General features: G+C 69.4%; 14 protein-coding genes. 11 read left to right on the top strand and 3 right to left on the bottom strand.

What is annotated here, in order from left to right; genetic code table 11:
- Positions 1 to 18 precede the first annotated feature (18 nt).
- From ABZ717_RS08040 to ABZ717_RS08005, 8 genes are all read left to right on the top strand, one after another.
- A complete protein-coding gene (locus ABZ717_RS08040; RefSeq protein ID WP_358507159.1) occupies positions 19 to 1518 on the top strand; it encodes an alanine/glycine:cation symporter family protein in 1500 nt (499 codons plus the stop codon).
- Positions 1519 to 1744: 226 nt separating this feature from the next.
- The gene (locus tag ABZ717_RS08035; protein ID WP_358507157.1) at positions 1745 to 2344 is read left to right on the top strand and encodes a GNAT family N-acetyltransferase; all 600 of its coding nucleotides are present in this window, start codon (positions 1745 to 1747) and stop codon (positions 2342 to 2344) included.
- Positions 2345 to 2612: 268 nt separating this feature from the next.
- Positions 2613 to 2822 (top strand): cation transporter, encoded by a 210-nt coding sequence (locus ABZ717_RS08030; RefSeq protein WP_358507155.1) that lies wholly within the window; start codon positions 2613 to 2615, stop codon positions 2820 to 2822.
- 1 nt (position 2823) lies between these two features.
- Positions 2824 to 3006 (top strand): hypothetical protein, encoded by a 183-nt coding sequence (locus tag ABZ717_RS08025; RefSeq protein ID WP_358507153.1) that lies wholly within the window; start codon positions 2824 to 2826, stop codon positions 3004 to 3006.
- A gap of 13 nt (positions 3007 to 3019) precedes the next feature.
- On the top strand, positions 3020 to 5323 hold the full coding sequence (locus ABZ717_RS08020) for a heavy metal translocating P-type ATPase (protein WP_358507151.1): 2304 nt from the start codon (positions 3020 to 3022) through the stop codon (positions 5321 to 5323).
- Positions 5324 to 5521: 198 nt separating this feature from the next.
- Positions 5522 to 6805, top strand: a complete 1284-nt coding sequence (locus ABZ717_RS08015; protein ID WP_358507267.1) for a cytochrome P450 — start codon at positions 5522 to 5524, stop codon at positions 6803 to 6805.
- Entirely contained in the window at positions 6802 to 7929 is a 1128-nt protein-coding gene (locus ABZ717_RS08010) for a cytochrome P450 (protein ID WP_358507150.1), read from the top strand. Before ABZ717_RS08015 ends, ABZ717_RS08010 begins: the two co-directional genes overlap by 4 nt.
- 237 nt (positions 7930 to 8166) lie before the next feature.
- The gene (locus ABZ717_RS08005; RefSeq protein ID WP_358507148.1) at positions 8167 to 9930 is read left to right on the top strand and encodes a protein kinase; all 1764 of its coding nucleotides are present in this window, start codon (positions 8167 to 8169) and stop codon (positions 9928 to 9930) included.
- 9 nt (positions 9931 to 9939) lie between these two features.
- Here ABZ717_RS08005 and ABZ717_RS08000 read toward each other — a convergent pair whose 3' ends face one another.
- Entirely contained in the window at positions 9940 to 10641 is a 702-nt protein-coding gene (locus ABZ717_RS08000) for a response regulator transcription factor (RefSeq protein ID WP_358507146.1), read from the bottom strand.
- A complete protein-coding gene (locus tag ABZ717_RS07995) occupies positions 10638 to 11813 on the bottom strand; it encodes a histidine kinase (RefSeq protein WP_358507144.1) in 1176 nt (391 codons plus the stop codon). Before ABZ717_RS07995 ends, ABZ717_RS08000 begins: the two co-directional genes overlap by 4 nt.
- 179 nt (positions 11814 to 11992) lie before the next feature.
- Here ABZ717_RS07995 and ABZ717_RS07990 point away from each other — a divergent pair, with 179 nt between their 5' ends.
- Together ABZ717_RS07990 and ABZ717_RS07985 are read left to right on the top strand one after the other, a co-directional pair.
- Positions 11993 to 12235 (top strand): hypothetical protein, encoded by a 243-nt coding sequence (locus ABZ717_RS07990; RefSeq protein ID WP_358507142.1) that lies wholly within the window; start codon positions 11993 to 11995, stop codon positions 12233 to 12235.
- A gap of 96 nt (positions 12236 to 12331) precedes the next feature.
- Positions 12332 to 13147 carry an NAD(P)H-binding protein gene (locus tag ABZ717_RS07985; RefSeq protein WP_358507140.1) on the top strand — a complete coding sequence of 272 codons (816 nt, stop codon included), beginning with the start codon at positions 12332 to 12334 and terminating at the stop codon, positions 13145 to 13147.
- Between the two features lie 53 nt (positions 13148 to 13200).
- Here the strand turns inward: ABZ717_RS07985 and ABZ717_RS07980 are convergent, their stop codons facing one another.
- Complete coding sequence (locus ABZ717_RS07980; protein ID WP_358507138.1) at positions 13201 to 14355, bottom strand: acyl-CoA dehydrogenase family protein; 1155 nt, start codon at positions 14353 to 14355, stop codon at positions 13201 to 13203.
- A 135-nt stretch (positions 14356 to 14490) separates the two neighbouring features.
- On the opposite strand from ABZ717_RS07980, the gene ABZ717_RS07975 reads away from it, so the two are divergent.
- Positions 14491 to 15183, top strand: a complete 693-nt coding sequence (locus ABZ717_RS07975) for a helix-turn-helix domain-containing protein (protein ID WP_358507136.1) — start codon at positions 14491 to 14493, stop codon at positions 15181 to 15183.
- Positions 15184 to 15247 lie beyond the last annotated feature (64 nt).

Raw genomic sequence — 15247 nt, 5'->3', positions numbered from 1 at the left:
CAAAGGAGCCCCACCCTCGTGATACTCGCAGACGCAGCGCCCGCCCTGGACGCTCGGCTCACCGAGATGGTCGGCGTTTTCAACGACGACTTCCTCTGGGCGTGGATCCTCATCCCGCTCCTGATCCTGGTGAGCCTCTACATCACCATCCGGTCCGGCCTCGTGCAGTTCCGTATGTTCCCGGAGATGTTCCGGGTACTGAAGAGCAAGCCCGAGGTCGCGCCGGACGGGAAGAAGGCGGTCTCCTCACTCCAGGCCTTCTTCATCTCCGCCGCCGCCCGGATCGGTACGGGCAACATCATCGGCGTCTCCATCGCCATCTCCCTGGGCGGTCCCGGCGCCGTCTTCTGGATGTGGGCGATGGCCATCGTGGTGTGCGGCGCCAGTTTCGTGGAGTCCACGCTCGCGCAGCTGTACAAGGTCCGCCACCCCGCGGGGTACCGAGGTGGCCCCGCCTACTACATCGAACGCGGCCTCGGACAGCGTTGGCTGGCCATCGTGTTCGCGGTCATCCTCATCATCACCTTCCCGATGGTGTTCAACGCGGTGCAGAGCAACACCATCACCAACACTGTCGCCAACTCGGCCGGGGAACTGGGTGTGGCGACCGGTCCGGTCCTCTCCGCCATCATCGGTGTGCTGCTGGTGTTCCTCACCGGCCTGGTGATCTTCGGTGGCGTCCGCCGCATCGCGAACACCGCGCAGGCCCTCATCCCGGTCTTCGCCGCCATCTACGTCGTCATCGGCCTGATCATCATGGTGATGAACTGGCAGCTGGTGCCGGGCATGTTCATGTCGATCATCGAGAACGCCTTCGGCTTGGGCGAGTTCGCGGCGGCGGCGCTGGGCGTGGTCATCATCCAAGGCGTGCGGCGAGGAATGTTCTCCAACGAGGCCGGTCTGGGTTCGGCGCCCAACGCCGCGGCCAGCGCCTCGGTCACCCACCCGGTCAAGCAGGGCCTGGTGCAGACCCTCGGCGTCTACGTGGACACCCTGGTGGTCTGCTCGGTGACCGCCTTCATCGTCCTGCTGGGCTACCAGGGCACCTTCGACGGTGTGCTGGAGGGTGACATGACCCAGATGGCCCTGATGTCGATGCTGGGCCCGTGGGCGCTGCACCTGATGACGCTCATCATCTTCCTGGTGGCGTTCACCTCGGTGCTCGGCAACTACTACTACGGCGAGTCCAACATCGAGTACCTCAGCGAGAACAGGACCGTCCTGTTCGTGTACAAGGTGGTCTTCCTGGTCGCCACCTTCCTGGGCTGCCTGGGCTCGATCGACCTGATCTGGACCCTGGCGGACACGACCATGGGTCTGATGGCGCTGGTCAACCTGATCGCGATCACCCCGCTGACGGTGATCGCCTGCCGCCTGCTCAAGGACTACAACGAGCAGCGTCGCCAGGGGATCGACCCGGTCTTCACTCGGGACCGGTTGCCGGACGTGCGGGGCGTGGAGTGCTGGGCACCCGAGGAGGGAACGGCTCGGCGCGAACAGGAGCCCGTCGACTCCTGACGCCCACCGGACCTCGAAACGCCGGTGCGACGTTCCGTGGGGCGCATCCGAGATGTCTTGGATGCGCCCCACGGCGTTCTGGTTGCCATTCGATTCTGTTGAAAATGCGCATAAACCCCTAACAGTAGGCGTTATCGGGCATCTGTGTTCTTTCGGTCACAGCGGATCACCGCTAGTGTGCTTCATCACATGTGGCGGTCAGAGTTGTGTCTCGCGAGGGAGTCCGATGTCCATCGTCTCAATCGAGCCCGCCACCGCCGAGCGGTGGAACGACCTGGAGAACCTGTTCGGTCCGACGGGAGCCTACGGGCACTGCTGGTGCACGTTCTTTCGGAGGCGGGCCAAGGATCACACGGCGAGCGTCTCCTGTGAGCGGTCCATGCGTGGTCGCGACAACAAGGAAGAGTTGCAGCGGCTCACCTTGGACGGGCGGGTGCCCGGGCTGCTGGCCTACGACGAGGACGGCCCCTGCGGCTGGGTGTCCGTGGCCCCGCGGGAGGACTTCATCCGACTGTCTCGTTCCCGGACCCTGCGCCCCGCCGACCCGGAGGAGCCGGGGGTGTGGTCCCTGGTCTGCTTCTGGCTGCCGCCGCGCCGCCGTAGACGTGGGCAGGGCAGTCGTCTTCTGGACGGGGCCATCGAGTACGCGCGCGCCAACGGCGCCCGAGTGCTGGAGGCCTATCCGGTCGACACCGCCGGCGGCCGCGCCCCCAGCGCCGAGGTCTACACCGGCACCGTGGAGATGTTCCGTCGATCCGGGTTCACGTTGGCCCCACATCACCTGAGCGAGCGGGTGGTGGCCCGCCTGGAGCTGAAGGCCGATTAGCTCCGGCGACCCGCCTCGGGGAACCGGGGGAGGGTATGCGCCGAGCGAGTGCGACGGGCCCCTCGGGTGTCGGATGATGTGTCGTCCGGCCACCCGGGGGGCCTGTCCTTTTCGAGGTGGGGCTTTGCCTTTCCTTGGTACCCCCCTGGGGTAACCTGGCGACCGCGTGCCGGAGGGGACGTCACGGACGTTTGACAATCGTATACCCCAGGGGGGTATCTTGGTCTCAGTTGGAGCGACTCACGTACGAACACACGAGGAGGCACACATGGCCGGCACCGCCGTCTACACCGTCGAGGGAATGAGCTGCGGACACTGCGTCGGCTCGGTCACCGAGGAGGTCGGCGCCGTCCCCGGCGTCACCGGTGTCGAGGTCGACCTGGAGAGCAAGAAGGTGACCGTCACGGGAGAGGGGCCGATCGACGACGCCGCCGTGCGCGCCGCGATCGACGAGGCCGGCTACGAGGTGGCGAGCTGACATGGGCGTGACCACGAAACTCGGGCTCTACACCGTGGGCCTCGTGGTCGTGTTCGCGGCGGCCTTCGGGGCCGGCTCCATCGTCGGTCCCGTGCTGCCCGAGGGCGAGGGCCCTCCGAGCCAGAGCGTGGAGCACGCGCCCGACGACGCACGGGACCACGTCGACGAGGAACAGCAGAGATGACCTGGAGCGGGACATGAACAAGGGTGGAACGACGTCCACCGGATCCGCGCCGGTCGAACTGGCCATCGGTGGGATGACCTGTGCGGCCTGCGCCAACCGGGTGGAGAAGCGGCTCAACAAGATGGAGGGCGTCACCGCCACCGTCAACTTCGCCACCGAGAAGGCCCGGGTGACCTTCGAGGGCGAGCCGACCTCGCTGGACGACCTGGTCGCCCAGGTCGAGAAGGCCGGCTACACCGCCACGGCGCCCACCGCGGAACCGGGACGGGAAGCGGCCGAACCGGACGACCCCACGCGCGCCCTGCGCGATCGCGCGCTGGTCTCCATGCTGCTCTCCGTCCCGGTCATCCTCATGGCGATGATCCCCGCGCTCCAGTTCACGTACTGGCAGTGGGCCTCCCTCGCGCTGGCCGCCCCGGTGGTGGTGTGGGGCGCCCTGCCCTTCCACGTGGCCGCCTGGAAGAACCTCAGGCTGGGCACCGCGACCATGGACACCCTTGTCTCCCTGGGTGTGGCCGCCGCCTTCCTGTGGTCCCTGTACGCACTCTTCCTCGGTACCGCCGGGGTCCCGGGGATGACACACCCCTTCGAGTTCACCATCGCCCGTACCGACGGAGCGGCCAACATCTATCTGGAGGTCGCGGCGGGCGTCACCTCCTTCATCCTTCTCGGGAAGTACTTCGAGGCGCGCTCCAAGCGCCGCGCCGGCGCCGCCCTGCGCGCCCTGATGGAACTGGGCGCCAAGGAGGTCACCGTGCTGCGCGGCCAGGGCGCCGCGGCACGTGAGGAACTCGTCCCGGTCGACCGGCTCGCCGTCGGCGACCGCTTCGTGGTCCGTCCCGGCGAGAAGATCGCCACCGACGGCGAGGTCGAAGAGGGCACCTCGGCCGTCGACATGAGCATGCTCACCGGCGAGTCCGTGCCGATGGAGGTCTCGCCCGGGTCCGCCGTCGTGGGCGCCACCGTCAACGCCGGCGGCCGACTGGTCGTGCGCGCCTCGCGGGTCGGTTCGGACACCCGGCTCGCGCAGATGGCGCGTCTGGTCGAGGACGCACAGAACGGCAAGGCCGAGGTGCAGCGCCTCGCCGACCGGGTCTCCGGGGTGTTCGTTCCGGTGGCCATCATGATCGCGGTCGCCACCCTGGGCTTCTGGCTCGGTACCGGGGGTTCCGTGGGCGCCGCCTTCACCGCCGCCGTCGCCGTGCTCATCATCGCCTGCCCGTGCGCGCTGGGCCTGGCCACCCCGATGGCCCTCATGGTGGGCACCGGTCGCGGCGCCCAACTGGGCATCCTCATCAAGGGCCCGGAGGTACTGGAGAGCACCCGACGGGTCGACACCGTGGTGCTGGACAAGACCGGCACCGTCACCACCGGGAAGATGGCCCTGACCGACGTCACCGTCGGCGACGGCGAGGACGAGGCCGAGGTGCTGCGACTGGCCGGAGCCCTGGAATCGGCCTCCGAACACCCCATCGCCCGGGCCATCGCCACCGGCGCCACCGTGCGCGTGGGCGACCTGCCCACCCCCGAGGACTTCGCCAACATCGAGGGCCGGGGCGTCCAGGGGACCGTGGACGGCCACGCCGTCCTGGTGGGCAGGGCCGCCCTGCTGGCCGAGTGGTCCCAAGAGCTGCCCGACGAGCTGGAACAGGCCTTCAAGGAGGCCGAGTCGCAGGGGCGCACCGCCGTCGCCGTGGGTTGGGACGGCAGGGCACGGGGGGTCCTCACCGTGACCGACACGGTCAAGCCCACCAGCGCCGAGGCGGTCCGACGCTTCCGTGACCTGGGTTTGGACCCGATCCTCCTCACCGGTGACAACGCGGCCGTGGCCCGCACCGTCGCCGCCGAGGTCGGCATCCAGGAGGTCATCTCCGAGGTGATGCCCGAGGACAAGGTCGCGGAGGTCCGCCGACTCCAGTCGGAGGGACGCGTCGTGGCGATGGTCGGCGACGGGATCAACGACGCCGCCGCCCTCGCCCAGGCCGACCTGGGACTGTCGATGGGCACCGGCACGGACGTGGCGATCGAGGCCGGTGACCTGACCCTGGTCCGTGGCGACCTTCGGGCCGCCGCCGACGCGGTCCGGTTGTCCCGCCGCACGCTCGGGATCATCAAGGGCAACCTGTTCTGGGCGTTCGCCTACAACACCGCCGCGCTGCCGCTGGCCGCCGCGGGTCTGCTCAACCCGATGCTCGCGGGCGCGGCGATGGCCCTGTCCAGCGTGTTCGTGGTGAGCAACAGCGGAAGGCTGCGCCGCTTCCGTCCGCTGAGCGACGACACGCTCGACCCGGACGAGAGCCGACCGCGTAACGGCTGATGACGTGGGGTGCGCCCGAGGCGGGCGCACCCACCTCCTCGTCACCCGTGAGGAGAGAGGTTAGTGTTCACGCGGAACCCTGGAGCGTGACGACGCGGTCGTGCTCCGCTGTCTACCCCCCAGCAGAGGTCCGCCGTGTCTTCCGGATGCCCACGAGCCAAGCTGTACCAAGACGAACCCCACCCGGACCCGTACTCCGTGTACGCGGCGATGCGGGACGACCACGGACCCGTCGTCCCGGTGGAACTGGAACCCGGTGTGCACGGGTGGTTGGTCACCGACTACGCCACCCTCATCTCCTGGTCCAGGGACGAGACCAGGTTCGGGCACGACGCCCGCCTGTGGAAGGACTTCAAGGAGGGCCGCGTCGGCGTCGACGCCTCGGTGCTGCCCATGATGGCCCCGCGGCCCAACGCCCTCTTCGTCGACGGCAGTGAGCACCAGCGCTACCGGAGAGCCATCACCGACGGGCTCGGCGCCATCACCTCCCGGCGGTTCGCCGAGGCCACCGAACGGTACGCGAACGGACTCATCGACGAGTTCTGCGAACGCGGTGAGGCCGACGTCCTCAACGAGTACGCGCGGATGCTGCCGCTCCTGGTCATCAACGACCTCTTCGGCTTCGACCACGACCAAGGGGTGCGTTTCGTCGAGGCCATGCGCAACCTCTGGCTGGGCGTCGACGCCGAGAGGTCCAACGCCGAGGCCGAGCGCGCCCTGTCCGAGGTGGTCACCGCCAAGCACCGCGAACCAGGCGACGACTTCACCACGAGGCTGATCCAGCACCGCGCCGCGCTCAGCGACGAGGAGGTGATCATGCAGCTCCTCCTGGTGGTGGCCGCGGCCAACGAGCCGACCGCCGACCTCATCGACTCGGGTGTGCGCGCCCTCCTGGCCGACCCCAACCTGGCGGGCGACCGCGCCCCCTCACCCACCGTCCTGACCGACACCATCGACCGTGTCCTGTGGCAGGACCCCCCGATCACCAACTACCCGGTCATCTATCCACGGGTGGACGTTCCGCTGGGCGCCGGCCGTGTGATCGAGGAGGGATCGCCGATCCTGTTGGGCTTCGCGGCCGCCAACCGCTTCTACGTGGAGGAGAACGCGGCGGAGATGGTGGACACGAGCAACCGGGCCCACGTGGCCTGGGGTGCCGGCGCCCATCGCTGTCCGGCCCGCGAGGAGGCGATCACCATGACGATGATCGCCCTGCGCACCCTCTTCGACCGACTCCCCGGGCTGCGCCAGGCCGTGCCCTCGGAGGATCTGCGTTGGCGACTGTCCGCCCTGTCCTGGGCGCCCGTCCGACTTCCCGTGAGTTTCCCTCCGAAAGCCCCTCTCACCCCCCGAGTGGAAGGAACACCTTGGAACGAGTCCGACTCGCCCCCGGAAACCTCCGAGCCCAGGCGGCCCACCTCCGGAAGGTCGCCCCTGTCGTCCCTGTCGAGCTTCCTGGTGAGGTTGACGCGTGGGTCGTGACCACCCACAAGGCGGTCGGTGAAGCACTGGCCGACCCGCGCGTCCAGAAGAACAAGGAGTACTGGAAGGCGTTCAACGCCGGTGAGATCCCCACCGACTGGCCGCTGATCTCCTGGATCATCAACGAGAACATGCTGTCCAAGGACGGGGAGGACCACACCCGGCTGCGCAGGTTGGTGTCGAAGGCGTTCACCCCGCGCCGGGTCGAGAGGTTGCGACCGGCGATCGTGGGCATCGTCGAGTCCCTGCTCGACGACCTCGAACGCGCGGCGGCCGAGTCCGAGGACGGGACCGTCGACCTCAAGTCCCTGGTTTCCCGGCCCCTGCCGCTGACCGTGATCAGCGACCTGTTCGGGGTGGACGAGGAGACCCGGCCCAAGCTGCACCGGCTGGCCGGGGTGTTCTTCGACCAGAGCGTCACCCCCGAAGAGGCGATGGGCGTCTTCTTCGAGATGTGGGGGGTCCTCACCGACCTGGTCGCGGCCAAGCGCACCGAACCCGGGGACGACCTCACCACGGCCCTGATCGCGGCCCGGGACGAGGAGGACCGTCTCACCGAGGACGAGCTCATCTGGAACCTGGTGCTGTTCATCAGCGCCGGTTACGAGACCACGATGAACCTCATCACCAACGCCGTGCGGGCCCTGACCACCCACCGCGGCCAACTCGAACTACTGCGCAAGGGTGAGGTCGAGTGGCCCAAGGCGATCGAGGAGGTCCTGCGCTGGGACGGACCGGGCGAGTTCGTGCCGATGCGCTACACCACCGAGGACATCGACCTGGCGGGCGTCCAGGTCCCCGCGGGGGAACCGCTGCTGATCGGCTACGCCTCGGCCGGTAGGGACGAGGAACGCTACGGCGCCACCGCCGGGGAGTTCGACATCACACGCGAGGATTCCTCGCACCTGACCTTTTCCCATGGGAGGCACTACTGCCTGGGCGCGAACCTGGCCCGCGTGGAGGTCAACGAGGTCCTGCCGCGCCTGTTCGAGCGTTTCCCCGAACTCGACCTCGCGGTCGACGAGGCGGAGCTGACCGCGTCGCCGTCCATCATCGGCGCCGGGGTCGAGGCCCTGCCGGTACGGCTTCGCCGCCGCCCCGGGGCGGCTCACGACCTGCGATAACACGTCCGAGGACTCCTCGTCCGCCGGGATTCGGCCAAGTGGATCCCGGCGGGTCCTTCGCACGTCAAGGGTGATTTGGCCGGATCTGTCGCCTGGTGGGGACACTGTTCGCACCTTCGGGGAAGCACACGAACGGGCCCTGCGGCTCCTACACTCGTCTTGGTCCCCCACACCCGCGCCCCACCCCCGCTCACGCTCCTGCCCGTCCCGCACGGACCCTCCCGAGGAATGCGAAACATGAACAGTTCGGAAGCCGACCCCGGCCGTGTCCTGGTCAACCGCTACCGTCTGGACGAGGTCATCGGCGAGGGTGGAATGGGACGCGTCTGGCGTGGGACGGACACCCTGCTCGACCGACCGGTCGCGGTCAAGGAGCTGACCACCCCGCCCAACCTCCCCGCGCACGAGGTGGAGGTCCTGCGCACCCGCATGCTCCGCGAGGCGCGCAGCGCCGCCCAGCTCAGCCACCCGACCATCATCACGGTGTTCGACGTGGCCGAGGAGGACGGCCGCCCGTGGATCGTCATGGAACTCGTCGACGGCCCGTCCCTGGGTGACGTCATCCGGGACCGGGGGCCGATCTCGATCGAGCGGGCCGCGAGCATCGGCGAGCAGATGGCCGCCGGCCTGGCCGAGGCGCACGGCCACGGCATCGTGCACCGCGACATCAAGCCCGGAAACGTGCTCATCGCGGGCAACGACCGGGCCGTCCTGACCGACTTCGGTATCGCGCACCTGGACGGCTCCACCCACCTGACCAGCACGGGCCTGCTCATCGGTTCGCCGAGCTACCTCGCGCCGGAGATCGCGCACGGTCGCTCCGCCACCCCCGCCTCGGACATGTGGGCCCTGGGCATCACCCTCTACCAGGCGGTGGAGGGAACCCTGCCCTTCGACCGGCCCACCCCGATGGCCACCCTGACGGCCATCGTCACCCAGGACCTCCCGGAGACCCCCAACGCGGGGGCGCTGCGGCCGATCCTGGAGGCCCTGTGCGAGAAGCGACCCGAGGACCGCCCGACGGTCACCGAGGTCCGTTCCCTGCTGCTCGGCGTCCGCGACGGAGAGAGGGCCTCTCCCTCGCTCGCCGCCACCGCCCTGGTCGCGCCCGTGCCGGCGGACGACGCTCCCTCCGAGACCGCCAACGAGGAGGAGCCGGAGTGGAACCCGGTGACGAGCTCGGGCACGGTCGACCGGACGGTCAACGCCGCCGCGTCCACCCCCACGAAGGAGCCCGCGGCCCCGGCCGCGTCGGGTGCGGTGTCGAACAGGCCGCGTGGTGACGGGAGGAAACGCTCCCGCGCCGGAGTGCTGGTGGCCGCGGCGCTCGCGTTCGTCCTGCTGGTCGGAGCGGCGATCACCACCGTCTACGTCAGCGCGAACCGGCCCGGCGACGTCGCCGCGACCACCGGGGGATCGGAGGCCGGGGAGGACCCGGGTTCCGACCAGGCCGATGGGGCCGCCGCCGGGGGCGACGAGGAGGGCGAGCCGGAGGAGGAACCCTCGGCGGCCGACGCGGAGGCCTCGGAGGAAGGGGAAGCCGAAGAGGGGGAAGAGGACGATTGGGACTTCCTCACCCGGCACGAGGACTCCAGCGGATTCGCCGTCGACGTCCCCGAGGACTGGGAGATCGACCGCGACGGGCACATGGTCTACTTCCGCAACCCCGACGGCGGGTACCTGCTGGTCGACCAGACCGACAACCCCAACCCGGACGCCGGCGACGACTGGCGCGACTTCGAGCCGACCGGTAGCCGGAACTTCTCCGGTTACTCGCTGATCGGGATCGAGGACCTGGAAGGCGGCTGGGTCGACGACTACGTCAGCGCCGCCGACTGGGAGTTCACCTTTCAGGGGCGCAACGGGGAGATGCACGCCATCAACCGGGGCTTCCACACCGAGGACAAGGGCTACGCGCTGTTCCTGGTGAGCCCGGAGGACCCGGCGATCAACCACGCGCTCTTGGACCGCGTGTCCGAGACCTTCGAACCCGCCGGCTGAACCCGAGCCTCAGTCCCGGTCTCGCTCGCCGTCGGAGTCCAGCAGTTCCGCCTCGTGCACCAACAGCGCGATCTGCACCCGGTTGTTGAGTTTCAGCTTGGTGAGGACGCTCGACACGTGGGTCTTGACCGTCGGCACGCTCAGGAACAGGCGCGCGGCGATGTCGGCGTTGGAGCGGCCCTCGCCGACCGCCACCGCCACGTCGGTCTCGCGGGCGTTCAGCAGGGCCAGGCGGCGTCGGGCCCGGTCCGCCCGTTCGCTGTGGTCGCCGTGCGCCACCCGGTGTATGAGCCGTCGCGTCACGGCGGGGGAGAGCACCGGAATACCACGGGCCACCCGACGGACCGACTCCACGATCTCCTCCGGTGGGGTGTCCTTGAGCAGGAACCCGGCAGCACCCGCGCGCAGGGCCCGCAGCACGTGTTCGTCGGCGTCGAAGGTGGTGAGCACCAGCACCTCCGGCGCGTCCGGCACGGCCCGGAGCCGTTCGGTGGCGGTGAGCCCGTCCACGGTGGGCATCCGGATGTCCATGAGCACCACGTCGGGAGAGTGCTCGCGGACCAGCTCCTCCACCTGACCGCCGTCCTCGGCCTCGGCCAGCACCCGCACGTCGGGGGCGCCGCCCATCATCATCACCAGTCCGACCCGCACCAGGGCGTCGTCGTCGACGATCACCACGCCGATCCGTCGCTGTTCGTCCCGTTCGCTCATACCGTCCACGGTAGCCAGGCGGTGAGGTTCCAACCGCCGTTCTCGGTGGTTCCGTACTCCAGGTCTCCCAACGCCAACGAGACCCGTTCGGACAGACCGATCAACCCCTGGCCGGAGCCCGCCGCGGTGGACGCTCCGTCCTCGGAGGCCGGGGCGGATGGTCCATTGGTCACCGACACGCTCAGGCCTTCTCCCGGTGCCCCGGAGATCCGCACGGAGGTGTCGGCCCCCGGAGCGTGCTTGCGGGCGTTGGTGAGCGCCTCCTGGACGATCCGGTAGGCCGTGCGCCCGGTGCGCTCCGGTACCTGGCCGGTGTGCTCGTCGACGAACTCCACCACGACCCCGGCGTCGCGGGCCTCCTCCACCAGCTGCGCCAGGTCCGCCAGGGTGGGCTGGGGCAGCTCGCCCACCGGTGCGCGCAGCACCCCGATCACCTCGCGCAGGTCCTGGAGGGCCTGGTGGGCGCTCTCTCGGATGACCTTGGCCGAACGAGCGACCTCCTCGGCGGGGGCGTCCGGCCGGTACTCCAGGGCGCCGGCGTGCACGCTCAGCAGGGACAGTCGGTGCCCGAGCACGTCGTGGATCTCGCGGGCCATGGACTCACGGACCCGGTGCTGGGCGTGTTCGGCCCGAAGCTCCGCCTCCGCCTCGGCGTGCACGGCTCGCTCCCGCAGCGATTCGAAGAGTTGACGTCGGTGTTGCACGGAGAGCCCCCACCCGGCGACGGCTCCCTGGAAGACCGCGCTGAGCAGGAACATCAACAGGAACGGGGCGTGGGGCTCGGGGTGCAGGGACACGTTGACGAAGGAGGCCACGAAGCTCAGGCCCAGCACGCACAGGCCCACCTTGGGCGGCCGATGCACGCACAGGGAGAACAGGGCCGCGAGCATGGCCCCGCCCACCAGGGGGAAGATGGCCGACAGCACCACGAGGACCACCGCGAGCCGGATCGGCCACCGGCGTCGCCACCACAGGGCCGTACAGGACGCCAGGGCGATGAGTTGGTCGGCCACCCGGAACGGCTCCGGGACCGAAGGCGGTGTCGGGTCCTCGGGGAGGGTCACCGCGCCGAGCAGCCCGAAGCCCAGGGCGATCAGGAACATCAGGGAGTCCACGATCCAGTCGCGCGCGCTGCGCCGGTGCCGCTGCCGGGACGGGGTCGTGTCGTTCATCGCCTCCGGAGTCTACGAGCGCGCGAGCGCGGGTCGGGCGTCGCCGAGCGGACTCGGTACCGAAGATCGGCCGAGCGATACTTTGGTCGAACGCCTCGGGCCACGGCCAAGACCTTGGTTCCCCGGTTCCATGCCCGTGCCCGATCCTCCGGCGGGGACACCGCGCCTAGATTCGGACCATGCGCAAGTCACTGCAGGGCGTCGGCCTCCTGCTCACCGTCATGGGGATCAGCGGGGTGATCGACCACCTCTGGACCCAACCGATCCTGGGCATCGTGCTCAACGCGTTCAACCGGTTCGTCGTGGAACAGGTTCCCGGGTTCCAAGAGAACGCGATCCTGGCCAACCTGGGGCTGTCCGCCGTCGGGATCCTGCTCATCGTGGTGACCGAAGCGCTCTCCCGGCCCCGAAGAGCCACGTGAATCCCATCGATCACGTGGTTTCACGCTCGTTTCACGCGCGCGACTAGGTAGCGTCAACAGGCGGAGCACCCGCGCGTGAAGCTGGGAGAACACCCGATGAGCACTTTGGTCACCGGAGCCACCGGACAGGTGGGCCGACGTGTCCTGACCGAGCTTCGCAGACGCGGCCTGCCCGCCGTGGGAGCCTCCAGGGACGGGGAGGTCCGTCTGGACTGGACGGACACCGGTAGCTGGAAACCGGCGCTGGAGGACGTGGAGAGCCTGTTCGTGTCCGTGCCCATGGCCAGTGGGTTGACCGAGCGGGCGGAGGCCTTCCTTCAGCAGGCGTCCGAGTCGGGGGTGGGCACCGCCGTCCTGGTCACCGCCATGGGCGTGGAGGACGGTCCGCCCGACTCCGAGCAGCGTCGCCTGGAGTCCAAGGTCCGCGAACTGTTCGGTCGATGGACCATCGTGCGTCCCAACTGGCTGGACCAGGACTTCACCGAGGGCGTGTTCGCCCGTCTGGCACGCTCCCGTAACGGCCGGCTGGAACTGCCGGTGTCCAAGCGCGCCGCCGTCAGCTTCGTGGACGCCCGGGACGTCGCCGACACCGTCGTGGCCGCCCTCACCGACGACGCGCACCACGAGCGCGAGTACACGCTCACCGGTCCCGTCCCGGTCACCTTCCGCGAGGTGGTGAAGGGGACGAAGGGAACCGAGAGCCCGGTGTGGCGGTACAAGAAGGTCGACGAGGCCGGCTTCTACTTCCGCGCGACGGACATGGGCTGGTCGGAGCGGTACGTGGACACCCTCAACGAGCGCTTCCGCGCCATCGCCGACGGCCGGGCCGCCAAGGTGACCGAGGACGTCCGTCGGGCCCTGGGCCGCGACGCCGTCCCCATGGCCAAGTTCGTCCGCGAGGCGGTCAACTGACACCGGAGCCCCGGACGGTCGGCCGTCCGGGGCTCCGAGGGTTCGGGTCCTGCCTACTTCAGGAGCTGGCGGGCCATGACCATGCGCTGGATCTGGTTGGTGCCCTCGTAGATCTGGGTGATCTTGGCGTCGCGCATCATGCGCTCCAGCGGGAAGTCCTTCACGTAGCCGGCGCCGCCCAGCAGCTGCACGGCGTCGGTGGTGATCTCCATGGCGGCGTCGGAGGCGTAGCACTTGGCGGCCGCGCCGTAGAACGGCAGGTCCTCGTCGCCCCGCTCGGACTTGGCGGCGGCCACGTAGACCATCTGGCGGGCGGTCTCCAGCTTCATGGCCATGTCGGCCAGCATGAACTGGATGCCCTGGAAGTCGGCGATGGACTTGCCGAACTGCTTGCGCTCCTTGACGTAGGCCACGGCGTGGTCCAGAGCGCCCTGGGCGATGCCGACGGCCTGTGCGCCGATGGTGACGCGGGTGTGGTCCAGGGTGCGCAGCGCGATCTTGAGGCCCTCGCCCGGCGCGCCGACGATGCGGTCACCGGGGATGTGCACGTCGTCGAAGAACAGCTCGCGGGTGGGGGAGCCCTTGATGCCGAGCTTGCGCTCGGGCTCGCCCAGGGTGAAGCCGGCGTCGTCGGCGTGGACGACGAACGCGGAGATGTTGCTGCCGCGCTTGCCCTCGGGGTCGGTGACGGCGAGCACCGTGTAGTACTCGCTCACCCCGGCGTTGGTGATCCACGACTTCTGGCCGTTGAGGATCCAGTCGTCGCCCTTGGGGGTGGCCTGGGTGCGCATGGAGGCGGTGTCGGAACCGGCCTCGCGCTCGGACAGGCCGTAGGAGAACATCGCCTCGCCACGGGCCACGGGGGTCAGGTAGCGACGCTTGACGTCCTCGGAGGCACCCAGGATCAGCGGCATGGTGCCGAGCTTGTTCACCGCGGGGATCAGCGAGGAGGAGGCGCACACACGGGCGACCTCCTCGATGATGACGCAGGTCGCCAGCGCGTCGGCGCCCATGCCCTCGTAGTCCTCGGAGATGTGCGCGGCGTGGAAGTCCGTCGCGGTGAGGGCGTCGAGGGCGTCCTGCGGGAAGGCCGACTTCTCGTCCACCTCGGCGGCGTGCGGAGCGATCTTGTCCTCCGCGACGGAGCGCACCGCCTCACGCAGCTCCTCGTGCTCCTCGCTGGTCTTGAAAAGGTCGAAGTCGCTCATGATCTTCCCCGGTGTCTGGCACTAGGTGCCGATGTCTGGCATTCAGTGCCAGAGTAGGGGGTAGAGGCGATGAAGTACACCGACCGGTGGCGGTGATCCTCCGGAAGGGGGTCGTCCTCGGCGAAGAGGAGACGGATGATGGTCGAACGCAATGGTGGCGGTACCCGGGCCGTGGTGCTGGCGGCGGTACGCCTGTTCACCGAAGCCGGATACGACGCCACCACGATGGCGGGGATAGCCGAGGCGACCGGGGTGAGCCGACGTAGCCTCTTCCGCCGCTTCGGCTCCAAGGAGGACGTCCTCTTCGCCGAACACGACGAACTGTTCGAGACGGTGGTGCGCTACATGGAGGCCTCCCCGGAGTCGCCGACGGACTCCGTGCTGGCCGCCGCGCGCCTGGTCTTCCAGGGGTACGTGCGCGACCCCGAGATCACCGTGCCCCGCTACCGACTGGTGCGCGCCCACCCGCGGCTGCGCGACCGGGAGGTGGCCATGACGGCCCGCTACCAGGCGGCCTTCAGCCGTCACCTGGCCGAGGCCACCGGCGGCGGACGCCCCTCGTTGGAGGTGGAGGTGGTGGCCTCCGCCGTCATCGCGGCGCACAACCACGTCCTGCGCGGCTGGCTTCGCGATCCGGACGACGAGGGTGCGTGGCGGCGGTTCGACGAGGCCATGGAACGGGTCCGCGCCCTGGCAGCCCCCCTCTTCGAGGAGCCGGGCGAGGTCACCTCCGATCGGGACCGGATCGTGGTGGCCGTCTACCCGGGGGGCACCGATCCCGCCGAACTGGCGCGCCGGGTGACGGAGGCGGTCCGAGAGCGCGGGTAGGAACCCGGGGCACCTCGACCGCTGTCCTCGGCACGCCCATGCGGGCATAGGCTGTATGGGGCCG

Origin of the sequence: Nocardiopsis sp. NPDC006832, assembly GCF_040635885.1 — a bacterium.
Lineage (GTDB): Bacteria > Actinomycetota > Actinomycetes > Streptosporangiales > Streptosporangiaceae > Nocardiopsis.
The sequence above is the reverse complement of the archived record's forward strand: the minus strand, read 5'-3'. Positions and strand labels throughout refer to the sequence as shown.

Coding starts and splice junctions, on each gene's coding strand:
- ABZ717_RS08035 (WP_358507157.1), top strand. CDS start 1,745: ATGTCCATCGTCTCAATCGAGCCCGCCACCGCCGAGCGGTGGAACGAC.
- ABZ717_RS08030 (WP_358507155.1), top strand. CDS start 2,613: ATGGCCGGCACCGCCGTCTACACCGTCGAGGGAATGAGCTGCGGACAC.
- ABZ717_RS08025 (WP_358507153.1), top strand. CDS start 2,824: ATGGGCGTGACCACGAAACTCGGGCTCTACACCGTGGGCCTCGTGGTC.
- ABZ717_RS08020 (WP_358507151.1), top strand. CDS start 3,020: ATGAACAAGGGTGGAACGACGTCCACCGGATCCGCGCCGGTCGAACTG.
- ABZ717_RS08005 (WP_358507148.1), top strand. CDS start 8,167: ATGAACAGTTCGGAAGCCGACCCCGGCCGTGTCCTGGTCAACCGCTAC.
- ABZ717_RS08000 (WP_358507146.1), bottom strand. CDS start 10,641: ATGAGCGAACGGGACGAACAGCGACGGATCGGCGTGGTGATCGTCGAC.
- ABZ717_RS07995 (WP_358507144.1), bottom strand. CDS start 11,813: ATGAACGACACGACCCCGTCCCGGCAGCGGCACCGGCGCAGCGCGCGC.
- ABZ717_RS07990 (WP_358507142.1), top strand. CDS start 11,993: ATGCGCAAGTCACTGCAGGGCGTCGGCCTCCTGCTCACCGTCATGGGG.
- ABZ717_RS07985 (WP_358507140.1), top strand. CDS start 12,332: ATGAGCACTTTGGTCACCGGAGCCACCGGACAGGTGGGCCGACGTGTC.
- ABZ717_RS07980 (WP_358507138.1), bottom strand. CDS start 14,355: ATGAGCGACTTCGACCTTTTCAAGACCAGCGAGGAGCACGAGGAGCTG.
- ABZ717_RS07975 (WP_358507136.1), top strand. CDS start 14,491: ATGATGGTCGAACGCAATGGTGGCGGTACCCGGGCCGTGGTGCTGGCG.